Here is a 15,668-nt window from a genome sequence, read left to right as displayed (position 1 = left end):
AGCAGTCGGGGCGGGAGGCGCGGCGGTGAAGGCGAAGGCTCCGTGGCTGCCGCTCATCGTGGTCGTGCTGACGCAGATCCAGGCCTCGTTCGCCGTGAATGCGCTCACCGTGTCGATGGCGGGCATCACGACCGACCTCGACACCGCGGCGTCGTCGGTGGGCACCGCGATCACGGCCGGCACCTTCGCGATGGCGGCGTTCATCCTGCTCGGCGCCAAGATCGGGGCCAGGTTCGGCACTCGCGGCGTGTTCCAGATCGCAGTCGGCGTGCACGCGCTCGCAATGGCGGGCGTCGCGCTCTCGCAGAGTCCGGCCATGCTCTTCATCGCCCAGGCCTCGTCGGGAGCGGTCATCGCGCTCATCGCGCCCGCGCTCACGGTCTTCATCGCCACGAACTACCACGGCGACCAGCAGGCGAAGGCGATCGGACTGCTCGCCGCCGCGATCCCCGCCGCCGGCGTGCTCGCGCTGCTCGTCGCGGGGTCGTTCGCGACGACCATCGGCTGGCGCTGGTCCTTCGCGCTGATGGTCGCACTCGGTGCGATCAACCTGCTGCTGAGCTTCGGCCTGAAGAAGGTGCCGAACCAGCCCGGGCTCACGATCGACTGGATCGGCGCGCTGCTCGCCGCCATCGCGATCGTGCTCCTGAGCTTCGGGTTCTCGGGCCTCAACAGCTGGGGTGTGTGGGATGCCACGACGCAGGCGCCGTTCGACATCCTCGGCATCTCACCGGCGCCCGTGCTCATCGTGTTCGGCGTCGTCGTCGGGCAGGTGTTCTTCCTGTGGCTGCGGCGACGGGGTCGTGAGCATCGGCCTCGGATCTTCGACCTGCGCGTGCTCGCGACCGGATCGGAACGGGCGGTCACGGCCTGCATGGCGATCATGCTGTTCGTCGGCACGGCCGCGAACTTCCTGATCCCGCTCTACATGCAGGTGGTGCAGGGCCTCAGCGGCATCGAGACGTCGTTCTCGATCATCCCGTACACCCTCTCGATCTTCCTCGCGTCGACGTTCATCGCGTACCTTTACGGCAGGTTCACGCCGCGCATCCTCGGCGCGGCCGGCTTCGTCGTCGTCGCGCTGGCGCTCACCCTGCTCGCGTTCACCGTTCGGGGGGAGTGGGGCCAGGCGTTCGTCGTCGTCGGACTCATCCTGCTGGGTCTCGGGCAGGGGTCGATCGTGGCGCTCGTCTTCAACACGCTGCTCTCGTCGGCGCCGAGACAGCTCGCCGGTGACGTCGGCGCGTGGCGCGGTCTCGTGCACAACCTCTCGGGTTCGGTCGGCATCGCTGTGGCCACCGCGTTCGCGGTCGGCATCCTCTCGTCGACGCTGGCCATCTCGGCTGCGGAGCATCCCGAGATCGGCGACGAACTCATCGCCTCGGTCAACATCAACGAGGCGGACTTCATGACGAACAGCCAGCTCGAGGCCGCCCTGCAGGCGACCTCGGCGAGCGAGGCGGAGATCGCAGCGGCCGTCGAGATCAACGAGGACGCACGACTCCAGTCGCTGAAGATCTCGCTGCTCGGCCTGGCCCTGCTCGCCCTGCTCGCGATCATCCCGGCGCTCAGGATGCCCGGGGTGCGCAAGGGCGACCTGCCCGAGAAGCTCGAGCCCGACGACGACGACCCGATCGATGAGGTCGAAGACCCCGACGCAGTGGAGGCGGCACGATGACCAGGAGCCCGAACAAGCTCATCCCGGCGGACTTCTCGGCGATCCCGTCGCTCGCAGCTTCGGATGCGGTCGTCGTGACCGCCGTCGACGAACTCGGCGCCGGTTCGCTCGAGGCGATCGGCGTGCTCGTGCACGCCGACGGAGACCTGCCGGAGGGCGTCCCGCTCGACCGGGAGGCGCTCGAGCGTGCCGGCTTCGAGGCCAAGCCCGGAACCACGCTCGTGCTCGCGGGCGCCGAGCCGACGCTGCTGGTCGTCGTCGGCGCGGGGCCGGTCGACGAGCTGTCCGAGGCGGGGTTGCGCGACGCGGCCGCCGCATTCGTGCGAGCCGTGCCCAAGGCCACGCATCTCGGACTGCGCGTCACGACGATCGGCACGGTCGACGCGGCATCCGCGGCCCGTGCGCTCACCGAGGGCGCGCTCCTCGCGCGCTACCGATACGACGCGCTGAAGGCCACCGCGCGCGAGCCGAAGCTCGCGACCGTCGACCTGCGACTCGACGGGGTCGAGGTGGCTGCGGCATCCGAGGGCATCGCGCAGGGGCTCGTGACCGCACGGGCCACCGCGATCGCGCGCGACCTCGCGAACACGCCGCCGAGCCACCTCACCGCAACCGACCTCGCCGAGGTCGCCACGATCCTCGGCGGCCGGTTCGGATTCGACGTCGAAGCGTTCGACAAGCAGGAGCTCATCGACCTCGGCTGCGGCGGCCTGCTCGGCGTCAACGCCGGCAGTGCCGAGGAACCCCGGCTCGTCGTGCTTCGCTATACGCCATCGGACGAGCCGACCGGGCATCTCGGCCTCGTCGGCAAGGGCATCATGTACGACTCCGGCGGCATCAGCCTGAAGCCGTCCGATCCGATGCACCTGCTGATGAAGATGGACATGGGCGGGGCGGCATCCGTGCTCGCGGCGTTCACCGCGCTGCGGGACCTCGGCGCGACCGCGGCCGTCTCCGGGTGGCTGCTCTGCACCGACAACATGCCGTCGGGCTCGGCGTACAAGCTCGGCGACGTACTCACTGCGCGGGGCGGCAAGACCGTCGAGGTGAAGAACACCGACGCCGAGGGCCGCCTCGTGATGATGGACGGGCTCGTGCTCGCCACCGAGGCCGGCGTCGACGCGATCATCGACATCGCGACGCTCACCGGCGCGGCGCTCATGGCGCTCGGACCGTCGACGGCAGCGCTGCTCGGCACCAGCCAGCCACTCGTCGATCGAATCAAGGCCGCAGCCGACGCGACCGACGAGCCCGCCTGGCAGCTGCCCCTCGAACGCAAGTACCGCAAACAGCTCGATTCGGATGTCGCGGACATCGCGAATCTCGGCGGCGCCTCGGCGGGGGCGGCCACGGCGGCCCTGTTCCTCGCGGAGTTCGTCGAGGACACGCCGTGGGCGCATCTCGACATCGCCGGAACCATGCAGAGCGACGCCGACGACGCATGGCGCTCGAAGGGCGCGACGGGCTACGGCACGCGCATCCTGATCGAGGTCGCGCGGGGGTTCACGCCGGTCGCGTGAGCGGCGACGGTTCGACGCCGGCCGGTCGTCCTGGTGAGAGCCCGGCGCGGAGCGTGTGTTCGGCTCAGACCGAGCCGAGCACGCGCGCGACGTCGTCGAGCGCGGTGGGAACGAGGCGGTAGTACGCCCAGGTGCCGCGTTTCGAGCGGGTGAGGAATCCGGCGTCGGCCAGGATCTTCAGGTGGTGGGACACGGTCGGCTGGCTGAGGCCGACCGGGGCGGTGAGATCGCAGACGCACGCTTCGCCTCCGTCGGATGCCGCGACGATCGACAGCAGACGCAGGCGGGTCGGGTCGGCGAGCGCCTTGATATTGCGGGCCAGCAGCTCGGCCGCATCGGCATCGAGGGGCTCCCGCACGAGGGGTGCGCAACAGGCGACGGCGCCCACGTTGGCGTCGCCGTTCCGGCCGGCGCTGACATCGGTGATCTCGAGCATGGTGACCATGCATCGATGGTAGTCGATATTGACAGACTTCAATGCATGGGCGAATACTGAGCATGTTCATCGAAGTTCATCGATATCAAGGAGTTCGCCGTGACCCTGCTCGACCTGACCACCAGGCAGGTGACGAACGAGCTCCTCGAGTCGTTGCCGGTCGTCGTCATCGGCGCCGGCCCGATCGGGCTCGCCGCCGCCGCGAACCTGGCCGAGCGCGGCATCGACTTCGTGGTGCTGGAAGCGGGGGAGCGGGTCGGCGACAGCGTTCGCGAATGGGGGCACACGCGCCTGTTCTCGCCGTGGAGGCACCTCGTCGACCCCACATCGCAACGGCTGCTGGAGGCGACCGGGTGGGCGCAACCCGACCCGGAGCGAGCGCCGACTGGGTCGGAACTCGTCACGACGTACCTCGTGCCGCTCAGCGAGCTCGGCGTCATCGCTCCGAGGATCCGCACCGGCGTCGAGGTGCTCGCGGTCAGCCGCGACGGCATGGATCGCACGCGCACGACGAACCGTGCGTCGACGCCGTTCCTCGTGCGGATGAAGACGGCCGACGGGATCGACGAGATGCACGCGCGTGCCGTGCTCGACGCCTCCGGCACCTACCGTACGCCGAACCCGATCGGTTCGAACGGCCTCGGACTGCTCGGCATCGAGGAGATCGCCGAACACGTTCACGCCGCGCTCCCGGATGTACTCGGCCGCGACCGGGCGACGTTCGCCGGGCGGCGCACGACGGTCGTCGGCGCGGGGCACTCCGCAGCGAACACCCTCCTGGGGTTGGTGCAGCTCGCCCCGGAGGCTCCCGGCACGCGGGTCGCCTGGCTGATCCGCAACGCGCGGGCGGCGCGCGTCTCGTCCTCCGACGGGGACGAACTCGCCGACCGGGCGAGGCTCGGCGGTCGCGTCGAAACGGCCGTTCACCACGGCGACATCGAGTTCGTCGACGGCTTCGAGATCCTGCGGGCGCGGCGAGCGGGCGATCACGTCGAGCTCCTCGGCCGGCGCGGGGGAGAGGTCGCGATCCATACGACCGACCTGGTCGTGAATGCGACGGGATTCCGGCCGAATCTCGCACTCCTGCGCGAGGTGCGCCTCGACCTGGACGAGGTCGTCGAGGCGCCGAGACGACTCGCCCCGCTCATCGACCCCAACCTGCACTCCTGCGGCACCGTCGAGCCGCACGGCATCGCCGAACTGCGGCATCCGGAGCACGGATTCTTCATCGTCGGCATGAAATCGTACGGGCGTGCGCCGACGTTCCTGCTCGCGACGGGGTACGAGCAGGTGCGCTCCGTCGTGGCGTGGCTCGCCGGGGACCTCGCCGCGGCGACGCGGGTCGAACTCAGGCTGCCGTCCACCGGCGTGTGCTCGACCGACCTCGTCGCCGAGTCGAGCTGCTGCGGCTCCCCGGCATGAGCCTCCGCCTGTCCGGCGAGCGTCGGGCCGTCCTGCAGCAGCGCATCCGATGGATCGTCGGCTTCACGATCGTCTACAACCTGATCGAGGCTGCGGTCGCGATCGCGGCGGGTGCCGTCGCCTCGTCGGCCGCACTGCTCGGTTTCGGCCTCGATTCGCTCGTCGAGGTGCTTTCCGCGGCGGCGGTCGCGTGGCAGTTCACGCGCGCCGATCCTGAGCGATACGAGAAGCCGACCCTGCGGGTCATCGCGTTCTCGTTCTTCGCCCTCGCCGCGTACGTGGGCATCACGGCCGTGCTGACGATCGCCGGAGCGATGCCCGAAGCGGAGCACACCGCGGTAGGACTCGCGATCACGGCGCTGAGCGTGGTCGTGATGCCCGTCCTGTCGTGGATCGAACGTCGAACCGGTCGAGAACTCGGATCCGCCACAGCCGTCGCCGACAGCAGGCAGACCTTGATCTGCACCTACCTCTCGGCCGCGGTGCTCATCGGACTCGTGCTGAACTCGCTGCTCGGCTGGGCGTGGGCGGACTCGCTCGCCGCGCTCGTGATCGCCGTGTTCGCCGTGCGGGAGGGCGTCGAAGCCTGGCGCGGCGACACATGCGCGACGCCGATCGGGATGCTCCTCGACGAAGACGAAGACGAAGACGAACACGAGGCCTCCGGGAGCCGCGATGCGGGCGACGCGTCGGCGTGACGCAATCCGTCAGCCGAGCGGCCCTTGGGGGAGCAGTTCGGCGAGGAGCGACTCGACGCGCGCGCGGATCTCGTCGCGGATCGGGCGCACCGCCGCGAGGCCGAGGCCGGCGGGGTCGTCGAGCTGCCAGTCCTCGTAGCGCTTGCCGGGGAAGATCGGGCACGCGTCGCCGCAGCCCATCGTGATCACGACGTCGGAGTCGCGAACCGCCTCGGTGGTGAGGATCTTCGGCGTGTGGTTCGTGATGTCGATGCCCTGCTCGGCCATCGCAGCGACGGCGACGGGGTTGATCTCGTCTTTCGGCTCGGATCCGGCCGATCGCACCTCGATGCGGTCGCCGCCGAGCGCCCGGAGGTATCCGGCGGCCATCTGGGACCGGCCGGCGTTGTGCACGCACACGAACAGGACGGTGGGCTTCTCGGGCATTTCGGGGCCTTTCGTCCGGGGGAGTCCTCGAAGTATAGATCACGATCTATATGAATGGATGCCGCGCCCGACGCGTGCTGACACTCACCCCACGCGCGCGACGAGACTCTCGAGCAGTTCGTGCACGCGACGATCGATGTCGTCGCGGATCACCCGCACGCGCTCGAGGGGGAGATCCGCCGGGTCTGCGAGATCCCAGTCCAGGTATCGCGTATCGGCATAGACCGGGCAGGCGTCGCCGCAGCCCATCGTGACGACGACGTCGGCGGCGCGCACGACGTCGTCGGTGAGCGCCTTCGGGAACTCGTCTCCGATCGACGCGCCGAGTTCGTCGAGGGCGTTCGCGATGACGGGGGAGATGTGGTCGGAGGGCGCGGATCCGGCCGAGCGCACGCGGAGCCGATCGCCGGCGAGTCGCCGGAGCAGTGCTGCAGCCATCTGCGATCTTCCGGCGTTGCGCACGCAGACGAAGAGCACTTCGGGCACGCCCGCTGCATCCGATCGCCCCGCTGCGACCGCCGCGAGGCGCTGGGCGGTGAACTCGGCGGTGCGCGACGCGAGGTGCGTCGACGTGCCGGCGCGCTCGAGCAGTTCGCGACTCTCGACCATCGTGCGCTCGATGGTCTCCCGCCCGAACCGTCCCGCGAAGCGCACGGAGAGGTCGTCGGCGATCCGGTCGAACACGGCGTCGCTCGGGGGAATGACCGCATCGGTGTCGAGCAGGTCGGCGACTCGATCGCGTTGATCCGACACGATCGAGTACCAGACCCGACGGCCCTCGGGTCGTCGGGCGAGCACGCCCGCCTCGGTCAGCAGCTTCGCGTGGTGCGTGACGGTCGGCTGGCGCAGGGCGAGCTCGCCGGCCAGCACCGTCACGGTCGAGCGTCCGTCCGGGTTCGTCAGGAGCAACCTCAGAAGCCGAGCGCGCGTGGGTTCGGTGATGAGCGCCGTCGTCGAGGTCGGATCGGCGATGAGCGCGTCCGGCTGATTCATAGATCGAAGTCTATGCACTGTGGAAGCCGGCTCGGGGATGCGCCGTGGTGATCCACGCCTGAGCCCTCGTATCTCGGGTGACGTGCGTTGCCGGCTCGGGTTCTGCGGCCACTAGAGAGGAGGGTGCATGGAGAAGTATGGGAGAGTGCCCCCGCCAATCAAACCGACATAATGTGCATTATCGGCGCGATAGGCCCAGCGGGCCGCGGACGCATTCCATGCTGATCTGCGGTACTTTCCGTCTCGAGCTTGTCGTTGATGTCCGCCGATGCTCACACGTGTTCGACCATCCCGGTGTCAACTGATGCAGGGCAAGCGTCTGCGTTGGGTGATCAGGAGTCAGGCCTGGATTCAGGACGTGCACTGCGGCGCAACCCCGCTTCGCGCGTGCCCCTGAGTGATCTTCCGTCGCGGACATAATGTGCACCCCGAGCCGAGAAGTTCAGAAACGACGGCCGACATTCGCCGTATGTGCCGCCGCGATCGGATCGCTGCAATCCGACGATGAACACGTTCAGTTCCATAATGCTTCTCTGCGTCGTCGTGGCCACAATGCAGCGGACTCCCGTGCTCAGTTCGACGATCCTGGCGAGATCCCGCACCCGCACCGCGTCGCATCAGGGCGCGGCAGCATGCTCGGGGGTGAATCCGAGCGGATCCGGCGCCTCCCCACTCCCCCGCGATCGAGAGCCGTCTTCGACGAGCTGGTGGCCGTTCGACGCGCGGTGCCGCCGTGATTCTTTTACATGAGCAGCTAATATAGTGGCATATAATGCACATTATGTTCACACATAATTCCGATCCCGATGCGCAGGACGAGCCGACGGACGATCGGGCCAGGCCCGACGACGACCTGGGCGGGGCGCTCGCCTCGACCGTCCAGGCCGCGCGGTCCGAACTCGGGTTCAGCGTCGCAGCTCTCGCCGAGGCGTCGGGCGTCTCGCGCGCGATGATCGCCAAGGTCGAGCGCGGAGACGCGCAGCCGACGGCGGCGCTTCTCGGCAGGATCGCAACCGCGCTCGGCCTGACACTGTCGGGGCTCATCGCCAGGGCCGAGGACGGCGGGCGCCTCGTGCGCAGAGCTGATCAGCCCGCATGGGTCGACCCTGAGACGGGCAGCGTGCGCCGTGCCCTCTCCCCGGCGGGCAGTCGTAACCTCGAACTCGTCGAGATCGAACTGCCGCCGGGCGCAGAGCTCCGCTACCCCGCGGAGGCGTTCCTCTTCGTCGAACCGCAGGTCTGGGTGCTCGACGGGCGCCTCCGCCTCGCCGAGGGTGCGGAGAACCACGAACTCGACGCCGGCGACTGCGTCCAGCTCGGCGCGCCGGTCGATTGCATGTTCTCCAACCCGACTCAGGCATCGTGCCGATACGTCGTCGCCTTGCTCAAGCTCAGCACGGGCCGACGTCGCGCGCCACTGGCCTGAGCAGAATCTGCGGCGACGGCGACGGCGACGGCGGCGCCAGGCCGGCCCGCAGCGGCGCTGACGGCAGCTCAGTCGGGCTGCTGGATGCGCACCATGTTGCCCGCGGGGTCGCGGAACGCGCAGTCACGCACGCCGTAGGGCTGGTCGATCGGCTCCTGCGCGACCTCGGCGCCGCTCGCGGCGACCTGCTCGAACGCGCCGTCGACATCGGTCGTCGACAGCACGATGCTCGCGTAGGTGCCCTTCGCCATCATCTCGGCGACGGTCCGCCGCTCCTCGTCGGTCGTCCCGGGGTCGGGCGTCGGCGGAGTGAGCACGATGGAGGTCTCGGGCTGGCCGACCGGCCCGACGGTGATCCACCGCATCTGCTCGTAGCCGACGTCCTTGCGAACCTCGAAGCCGAGGGTGTCGCGGTAGAACGCGAGCGACTCCTCGGCATCCGTGTGCGGGAGGAAGGTGTACTGAATCGTGATGTCCATGACGCCACGCTACTTGCGGTGCTCGGTGCGGGCTTCTCGATTCCTGACCGGTCTCGCGACGCGCTTCGCGAGCACCGAGGGCACACCCTCGAAGATGCCGTCGGGCTGCTGGCGGTAGACGCTCGGCGGCACTCCGACGAGTTCGGTGAACCGGGTGCTGAAGGTGCCGAGCGACGAGCAGCCGACCTCGAAGCACACCTCGGTGACGCTCAGGTCGCCACGTCGCAGCAGGGCCATCGCGCGCTCGATGCGACGCGTCATGAGGTAGCTGTAGACGGATTCGCCATAGGCGGCCTTGAACTGGCGGCTGAAGTGCCCGGCCGACATGTTGACGCCCTGGGCGAGCTCCTCGACGTTCAGCGGCTTCGCGTACTCGCGGTCGATGCGATCGCGCGCGCGTCGCAGCAGTGCGAGGTCGCGCAGTCGCTGGTCTCCCCCGGGGTCGACGGTCACGGGTCGATCCTGTCACAGCGCGCGGGGGCTGCGGAGGTCGCGGCGACCCGGTTCCGAACCGTCACCGGGCGTCAATCGACGAGACTCGCCGTCACTTCCGCCGCCGTCGGTGCGTCTGGGAATACGCTGAGCGTGCCTCAACTGTCGTCCACGAAAGGACACCCTCATGTCGTCGCCACAGCAGCCCGCGGTCTTCGCGGCATTCTCCCTCAACTCCGAGAACCTGTCGAAGTCGGCCATCAACACGGTGCGCACGACGCTCGGCGTCTCGGGCGCGATCGCCCTCATCATCGGCGTGTTCATCACCTTCTGGCCGAAGGACGCCGTTGCCGTGCTCACGGTGCTGCTGGCGATCTACCTCATCATCGCCGGCCTCGCCTACGTCGGCCTCGGCATCTTCTCGAAGGGCATCTCGGGCGGTGCGAGAGCACTCGACATCATCCTCGGCCTCGTGTTCGTGGTCGGTGCGATCATCGCGTTCGCGAACATCGCCGCGACCGCGACCGTGCTCGCCGTGCTCCTCGGCGTCATCGTCGGCGTCGTGTGGATCGTCGAGGGCGTCGTCGCGCTCGTGCAGTCGGGCGATGCGCCGTCGCGTGGCTGGGCGGTCTTCTTCGGCATCCTGAGCCTCATCGCCGGCATCGTGCTGCTCTTCTCGCCGATCTGGGGCACGGTCATCCTCTTCGTGATCACCGGCATCAGCCTGATCATCCTCGGCATCGTGCAGATCGTGCGCGCGTTCACGTTCGGCAAGGGCGCGAAGGTCTGACCCATCGGTGAACGGATGCCGCGACCGCGCGCATCCGGCAACGGAACGGCTGAGGGCCGGTCGGAGCATCCGACCGGCCCTCAGCCGTTGGTTCGTGCGGCGTCGAGGCAGGTGCCCGGGCCGCGCAGCTCACGCCTCGGGTGCGAAGCCCGACGTGTCGCCGACGTAGCGCGTGTTGTCGGCCGGCACCGGGTCGACCGCGGCGGCCGCGACCTCGGCGGCGAACTCGGACACGTTGTACAGCCGGCCGGCGTCGGACTTGCGTGCGGCGATCGCACCCGGGTTCGCACGCTCCAGCAGGGTCGCCGTGATGGTGCCCTCGATCATGTCGCCCGACACGACGACGAACTCGACGCCCGCGGCCGAGAGTTCGGGCAGCTTGGCGCGGAGCGCGTCTTCGCCGGCGCGCTTGGACAGCGCGACGGGCACGTACTCGGGCATGGTCGGCGTCGTGCGGATGAAGTGCGCCTGGTGGCTCGTGACGAACACGATGCGGGCGCCCTCGGCGAGGTGCGGCAGGGCGTTGTCGACGACGTTGACCTGCGCGTCGCGGTTCAGTCGCATGGCGTAGTCCTCGCCCATGCCGGTCTCCATGCCGCCGGAGGCATTCAGCACCAGCACGTCGACGGGCCCGAAGGCGGCGACGGCCCGCTCGAACATCCCGGTGACGGATGCCGCGTCGGTGAGGTCTGCTCCGACGGCGATCGCTCGACCGCCGGCCGCCTCGATCTCGGCGACGACCTTGTCGGCGCGAGGCGCCTTGCTGCGGTAGTTCACGACGACGGCCGCGCCGGCCTCGGCGAGGTAGCGAGCGGTGTCGGCGCCGATTCCGCGCGACGAGCCCGTCACGAGGGCGACCTTGCCGGTCAGGGATCCAGGGGCGAGTGGGTTGGTCACGTTCGGGACTCCTCGTGCAGGTCGGATCGGACCGGACGGTCCTCGGCGTGGCGCCCCACCGAGGATATCAACTCCCCCGCGGCATCCCTCGCCCTGCTAGTTTCGAAGTGGGGCCCGTGCGAAGGAGAACGAAGTGGATGTGCTCACCCAGTACGCGTGGATCGCCTGGTTGGTGCTTATCCTCGTCTTCGCCACGATCGAGGTGTTCACCCTCGAGATGACGTTCCTGATGCTCGCGCTCGGCAGCGTCGCGGGCCTGCTCTCCGGGCTCTTCGGCATCCCGTGGTGGGCGCAGTTCGTGATCGCCGCGGTCGTCGCCGTCGGGCTGATCCTGACCCTGCGGCCGTCGCTGCTGCGGGCCCTGCAACGCGGCGCCGACCCGGCCCGCAGCAACATCGACGCGCTCATCGGCGTCGACGGCAATGTCGTGCGCACGGTCAGCCCCGCCGGCGGCCAGGTGCGCCTGCAGAACGGCGAGGTGTGGACGGCGCGCCTCTCCCCCATCACCGAACAGGTCGACGTCGCGGTCGGCGAGCGTGTGCTCGTCACGGGCATCGACGGTGCGACGGCCGTCGTCGTGCCGCTCGAGAGGAGCACCCCCCAGTGAATGTCGTATCGGTGATCACGACGGTCATCGTCGTCGCGATCGTCATCTTCGTGATCGTCGTGATCGCACGATCGATCCGGATCATCCCGCAGGCGTATGCGGGCGTGGTGGAGCGGCTCGGCCGCTACCACAAGACGCTCATGCCGGGTCTGAACCTCCTCATCCCGTTCATCGACCGGCTGCGGCCGCTCGTCGACATGCGCGAGACCGTGGTGTCCTTCCCCCCGCAGCCGGTGATCACCGAAGACAACCTGGTCGTGTCGATCGACACGGTCGTGTACTTCCAGGTGACCGATGCGCGCGCCGCGACCTACGAGATCGCGAACTACCTCGGCGCGGTCGAGCAGCTCACGACCACGACGCTCCGAAACGTCGTCGGCGGGCTGAACCTCGAAGAGGCGCTCACCTCCCGCGACAACATCAACGGCCAGCTCCGTGTCGTGCTCGACGAGGCGACGGGCAAGTGGGGCATCCGCGTCTCCCGCGTCGAGCTCAAGGCCATCGACCCGCCCCTCTCCATCCAGGACTCGATGGAGAAGCAGATGAGGGCCGAGCGCGACCGCCGCGCGCTGATCCTCACCGCCGAGGGCACCAAGCAGTCCGCCATCCTCACGGCCGAGGGGCAGCGGCAGGCCGCGATCCTCCAGGCCGAGGGCGATGCCAAGGCCGCGGTGCTCCGCGCCCAGGGCGAGGCCGAGGCGATCCTCACGGTGTTCGACGCCATCCACAAGGGTGACCCCGACCCCAAGCTGCTCGGCTACCAGTACCTGCAGATGCTGCCCCAGCTGGCCGAGGGTCAGGCGAACAAGCTGTGGATCATCCCGAGCGAGCTCACCGAGGCCCTGAAGGGCATCGGCAAGGCGTTCACGCCCCCGACCGGGGCGCCTGCTCCCACGGCTCCGGACGCGGCGGGCGCCCGGTCGTCGTCGGCCGGCACCCCCGGGGTCGTCGGCGACGCCGGAACGGCGCCGTTCGGCCGCAGCTGACCGCGGTGGCCTCCCGCTACCTCGATCCGCCTCGACCGCGCGTCCTCGCACACCGAGGGCTCGCGGTCGAGGCGCCCGAGAACACGCTGCTCGCGTTCGAGCACGCACTCGCGGTCGGCGCGGGCTACCTCGAGACCGACGTGCGGCTGACGCGCGACGGCGTGGTCGTGATCGCCCACGACGACACCATCGATCGCGTCGCGGGCCGTTCGGCCGTCGTCGCCGACCTCTCGCTCGCCGACCTCGAGCAGATCGAGCTCGGCGCCGGGCAGCGCTTCTGCACGCTCGCCGCGGCGCTCGAGGCCTTACCCGACGCCCGGTTCAACATCGACGTGAAGGTCGCCGAGGCGGTCGATCCGGTCGTCGAGGTGATCCGCGCATCCGGGTCCGTCGAACGCGTGCTGCTGACGAGCTTCTCCGACGCCCGACGTCGACGTCTGGCCGAACTGCTGCCCGGCGTCGCGACGTCGACCGGTCAGGCTGGCGTCATCGGCGTGCTGCTCGCGACGTGGGTCGGCTCCCCCGGGCTCGTGCGACGCGCGCTGCGCGGCGCGGTCGCGCTGCAGGTGCCCGAGCGCTTCGGGCCGGTGCGCGTCGTCTCCCGCCGTTTCGTGCGCGTCGTGCACGCCGCGGGCGCCGAGGTGCACGTGTGGACGGTGAACGACCCGACCGACATGGAACGCCTGCTCGACGTGGGAGTCGACGGCCTGGTGAGCGACCGCGCCGACCTCGCGGTGGCGCTGGTCGCGGAGCGAAACTGAGAATTCCCCGGGATTCACCCAGCCTCCGGAAGGGGAACGCACAGCTTGATCGTTTATACCTATAGACGGATCGAGAGGAGTACGCCATGGCGGACCGGAGCCTACGAGGCATGCGCATCGGCGCTCAGAGCCTGCAGACTGAAGACGGTGTGATCTTCGCCGACCGCGCGGAGTACAGGTACCGCTGCGAGGCATGCAACCACGAGACGGTCATGATCTTCTCGACCGAAGCCGAGACCCCCGAGGAGTGGGAGTGCCGCAACTGCGGTGCTTCGGCAGTGCTCCTCGTCGACTCCAAGCCGGTCGAGATCGATCGTTCGGGCGAGAAGGTGGCCCGAACCCACTGGGACATGCTGCTCGAGCGCCGTACGCGCGCCGAGCTCGAAGAGCTGCTCGAGGAGCGTCTCGCGTTCCTGCGCGCACGCCGCGGGCAGAAGCAGAGCGCATAGTCGCACCGCTTCATCCATCGACGCCGTCTCCACTGGAGGCGGCGTTCGTGGTTTCCGGGAGCGTTCTCGGCGACCTCAGGCGGGATGCCCGGGGCGAGCGCGCCCGCGGCGGCGGGCCAGCAGGCCCGCGGCGACGAGTCCGAGCGCGGCGCCGCCGACGAGGATCCACGGCACGGCCGCCCCGAGCACGACGGACGGTGTGCGTCCGTCGCGGAGCGCGACATCCGTCACCATGGCGCCAGGCTCGTCGGCGGGCAGCGCGTCGATCGTGCGTCCGGTCGGATCGATCACCTGGCTCGTGCCCACGGTCGAGATGTTCACGACCGATCGGCCGGTCTCGATCGCGCGAAGCCGGGCGATCGCGAGCTGCTGCTCGTTCTCGTCGGTTCCGACGAAGTCGGCGTTGTTGGTCTGGAACATGAAGACCTGGGCGCCGTCGTCGACGCCCTCCCAGATGAGGTCGTCGTAGATCACGTCGAAGCAGATGGCCAGTCCCGTGATCGCGGAGCCGAGATCGAAGACGGGCGGATTCGTTCCGGGCGTGTAGCCGCGCTGGACGAGTCCGATGAGGTCGGGTGCGAGGGCGTACCAGAAGTCCCGGTCGGGAATGTACTCTCCGAACGGCACCGGGTGCCGCTTGTCGTACGTCGCGACGGCCCCCTCCCCCGCACGCCACAGCATCGACGTGTTGAAGTACCGGGCGCTCGCCTCGTCGTCGCCCTCGACCGTGACGGTGTTCAGCAGCACGGGCGCATCGATCTGCTCGCTCAGGCGGTCGAAGATGTCGGCGACGCGATCGGAGCGCAGCGGATCGAGGTCTGACCCGCCCTCCGGCCAGAGCAGCACGTCGAGGTCGGGCTCGTCGAGCACGGGTTCGGTCGCCTCGAGCTGCGAGGCGAGGATGTCGCCCTGGGCGCGTTCGTCGAAGTAGCCGGCCGGACCGTTGCCCTGCACGCTGGCCACGCGGAGCGTGCCGGCATCCGTCGTCTGCCATTGGGGTACGAGCATCGCGACGAGCGCGACCGCGACGACCGGAATCGCCGTGCGGAGGTCGCGCCACCCGCGCGTGCGCACCCACTCGATCGTCGCGGCGACGACAAACACCATGACGAACCCGAGCCCCGTGCTGCCGACCCACGAGACGACGTCGGCGAACGGGCTCTCCGACTGGCTGAGGGCCGCGCGGCCCCAGGGGAACCCTCCGTACGGGATCGAGCCGGTGGCGGCCTCCCGGAGGCACCAGAGGCCCGCGACGAGCGCCGGCAGCACGATCAGGCGCGCCCAGCGAGCATCGCTCGCACGGGGAATCCAGCGATAGGCGAGCGTGATGAGCACGGCGCCGCCCGCGACGAATGCGGACTCCAGCACCGAGAGCGCGAGCCACGGAACAGGACCGAGGTACAGCGCGGTCCACGAGACCTGCTGCAGGTAGAACGCCATGCCGAACGCGAAGCCCACGAGCAGGGCGGCCCACGCGGAACGGCCGATCAGGCTCAGCAGGGCGAACGCGATGCCGACGAACGCGAGTGGCCACCACGAGACGCCGGGGAACCCGAGGTCGTAGACCAGGCCGCCGGCGATCGCGACGATCAGGGCCGCCCACAGGGGCATCAGCGGTCTCGGGACGGGCACCAGATCAGCCTAGGCGAACGACCCCGAGTGAACGGC

Annotated in this window: 17 protein-coding genes; 10 read left to right on the top strand and 7 right to left on the bottom strand. The window is 69.4% G+C overall.

The features are described from left to right. Positions 1 to 25: 25 nt before the first annotated feature. Entirely contained in the window at positions 26 to 1,678 is a 1,653-nt protein-coding gene (locus ATC03_RS10255; RefSeq protein WP_067876456.1) for an MFS transporter, read from the top strand. Continuing rightward, positions 1,675 to 3,198 carry a leucyl aminopeptidase gene (locus tag ATC03_RS10250; RefSeq protein WP_067876454.1) on the top strand — a complete coding sequence of 508 codons (1,524 nt, stop codon included), beginning with the start codon at positions 1,675 to 1,677 and terminating at the stop codon, positions 3,196 to 3,198. The genes ATC03_RS10255 and ATC03_RS10250 overlap by 4 nt, the downstream gene beginning before the upstream one ends. Before the next feature lie 64 nt (positions 3,199 to 3,262). Here ATC03_RS10250 and ATC03_RS10245 read toward each other — a convergent pair whose 3' ends face one another. Then, positions 3,263 to 3,634, bottom strand: a complete 372-nt coding sequence (locus tag ATC03_RS10245) for an ArsR/SmtB family transcription factor (protein WP_067881868.1) — start codon at positions 3,632 to 3,634, stop codon at positions 3,263 to 3,265. Between the two features lie 99 nt (positions 3,635 to 3,733). On the opposite strand from ATC03_RS10245, the gene ATC03_RS10240 reads away from it, so the two are divergent. Both ATC03_RS10240 and ATC03_RS10235 read left to right on the top strand, forming a co-directional pair. After that, on the top strand, positions 3,734 to 5,056 hold the full coding sequence (locus tag ATC03_RS10240) for an FAD-dependent oxidoreductase (RefSeq protein ID WP_067876452.1): 1,323 nt from the start codon (positions 3,734 to 3,736) through the stop codon (positions 5,054 to 5,056). Continuing rightward, on the top strand, positions 5,053 to 5,754 hold the full coding sequence (locus tag ATC03_RS10235; RefSeq protein ID WP_067881865.1) for a cation efflux transmembrane domain-containing protein: 702 nt from the start codon (positions 5,053 to 5,055) through the stop codon (positions 5,752 to 5,754). The genes ATC03_RS10240 and ATC03_RS10235 overlap by 4 nt, the downstream gene beginning before the upstream one ends. A 9-nt stretch (positions 5,755 to 5,763) precedes the next feature. On the opposite strand, the gene ATC03_RS10230 is transcribed toward ATC03_RS10235, so the two are convergent. Both ATC03_RS10230 and ATC03_RS10225 read right to left on the bottom strand, forming a co-directional pair. Then, the gene (locus ATC03_RS10230) at positions 5,764 to 6,180 is read right to left on the bottom strand and encodes an arsenate reductase ArsC (RefSeq protein WP_067876450.1); all 417 of its coding nucleotides are present in this window, start codon (positions 6,178 to 6,180) and stop codon (positions 5,764 to 5,766) included. 84 nt (positions 6,181 to 6,264) lie between these two features. Further along, on the bottom strand, positions 6,265 to 7,173 hold the full coding sequence (locus ATC03_RS10225; protein WP_074401013.1) for an arsenate reductase/protein-tyrosine-phosphatase family protein: 909 nt from the start codon (positions 7,171 to 7,173) through the stop codon (positions 6,265 to 6,267). Positions 7,174 to 7,945: 772 nt separating this feature from the next. On the opposite strand from ATC03_RS10225, the gene ATC03_RS10220 reads away from it, so the two are divergent. Next, on the top strand, positions 7,946 to 8,599 hold the full coding sequence (locus tag ATC03_RS10220; RefSeq protein WP_227820061.1) for a helix-turn-helix domain-containing protein: 654 nt from the start codon (positions 7,946 to 7,948) through the stop codon (positions 8,597 to 8,599). A gap of 68 nt (positions 8,600 to 8,667) precedes the next feature. Here ATC03_RS10220 and ATC03_RS10215 read toward each other — a convergent pair whose 3' ends face one another. Both ATC03_RS10215 and ATC03_RS10210 read right to left on the bottom strand, forming a co-directional pair. Continuing rightward, positions 8,668 to 9,078 (bottom strand): VOC family protein, encoded by a 411-nt coding sequence (locus ATC03_RS10215; protein WP_067876448.1) that lies wholly within the window; start codon positions 9,076 to 9,078, stop codon positions 8,668 to 8,670. A gap of 9 nt (positions 9,079 to 9,087) precedes the next feature. Then, the gene (locus ATC03_RS10210) at positions 9,088 to 9,531 is read right to left on the bottom strand and encodes a helix-turn-helix transcriptional regulator (RefSeq protein WP_067876447.1); all 444 of its coding nucleotides are present in this window, start codon (positions 9,529 to 9,531) and stop codon (positions 9,088 to 9,090) included. A 166-nt stretch (positions 9,532 to 9,697) separates the two neighbouring features. On the opposite strand from ATC03_RS10210, the gene ATC03_RS10205 reads away from it, so the two are divergent. After that, complete coding sequence (locus tag ATC03_RS10205) at positions 9,698 to 10,300, top strand: HdeD family acid-resistance protein (protein ID WP_067876443.1); 603 nt, start codon at positions 9,698 to 9,700, stop codon at positions 10,298 to 10,300. Positions 10,301 to 10,429: 129 nt separating this feature from the next. Here ATC03_RS10205 and ATC03_RS10200 read toward each other — a convergent pair whose 3' ends face one another. Continuing rightward, positions 10,430 to 11,197, bottom strand: a complete 768-nt coding sequence (locus tag ATC03_RS10200; RefSeq protein ID WP_067876441.1) for an SDR family oxidoreductase — start codon at positions 11,195 to 11,197, stop codon at positions 10,430 to 10,432. Between the two features lie 133 nt (positions 11,198 to 11,330). Between ATC03_RS10200 and ATC03_RS10195 the strand changes: the two genes are divergently transcribed. From ATC03_RS10195 to ATC03_RS10180, 4 genes are all read left to right on the top strand, one after another. Continuing rightward, positions 11,331 to 11,804 carry an NfeD family protein gene (locus ATC03_RS10195; protein ID WP_067876438.1) on the top strand — a complete coding sequence of 158 codons (474 nt, stop codon included), beginning with the start codon at positions 11,331 to 11,333 and terminating at the stop codon, positions 11,802 to 11,804. Next, positions 11,801 to 12,790 carry an SPFH domain-containing protein gene (locus ATC03_RS10190; RefSeq protein WP_067876435.1) on the top strand — a complete coding sequence of 330 codons (990 nt, stop codon included), beginning with the start codon at positions 11,801 to 11,803 and terminating at the stop codon, positions 12,788 to 12,790. Before ATC03_RS10195 ends, ATC03_RS10190 begins: the two co-directional genes overlap by 4 nt. 5 nt (positions 12,791 to 12,795) lie before the next feature. Then, positions 12,796 to 13,551, top strand: coding sequence for a glycerophosphodiester phosphodiesterase family protein (locus ATC03_RS10185; RefSeq protein ID WP_067876432.1), 756 nt, complete (start codon positions 12,796 to 12,798; stop codon positions 13,549 to 13,551). Positions 13,552 to 13,637: 86 nt separating this feature from the next. Then, positions 13,638 to 14,000: an RNA polymerase-binding protein RbpA gene (locus tag ATC03_RS10180; RefSeq protein ID WP_067876429.1), complete on the top strand. Its 363-nt coding sequence runs from the start codon at positions 13,638 to 13,640 to the stop codon at positions 13,998 to 14,000. A 75-nt stretch (positions 14,001 to 14,075) separates the two neighbouring features. Here the strand turns inward: ATC03_RS10180 and lnt are convergent, their stop codons facing one another. Beyond that, the gene (gene lnt / locus ATC03_RS10175) at positions 14,076 to 15,632 is read right to left on the bottom strand and encodes an apolipoprotein N-acyltransferase (protein ID WP_335622228.1); all 1,557 of its coding nucleotides are present in this window, start codon (positions 15,630 to 15,632) and stop codon (positions 14,076 to 14,078) included. Between the last annotated feature and the right edge of the window lie 36 nt (positions 15,633 to 15,668).

The sequence above is a fragment of the Agromyces aureus genome (assembly GCF_001660485.1).
In the GTDB taxonomy this organism is placed as follows: domain Bacteria; phylum Actinomycetota; class Actinomycetes; order Actinomycetales; family Microbacteriaceae; genus Agromyces; species Agromyces aureus.
Note: the sequence above shows the minus strand (reverse complement) of the source record. Positions and strands in the feature narration are given on the sequence as shown.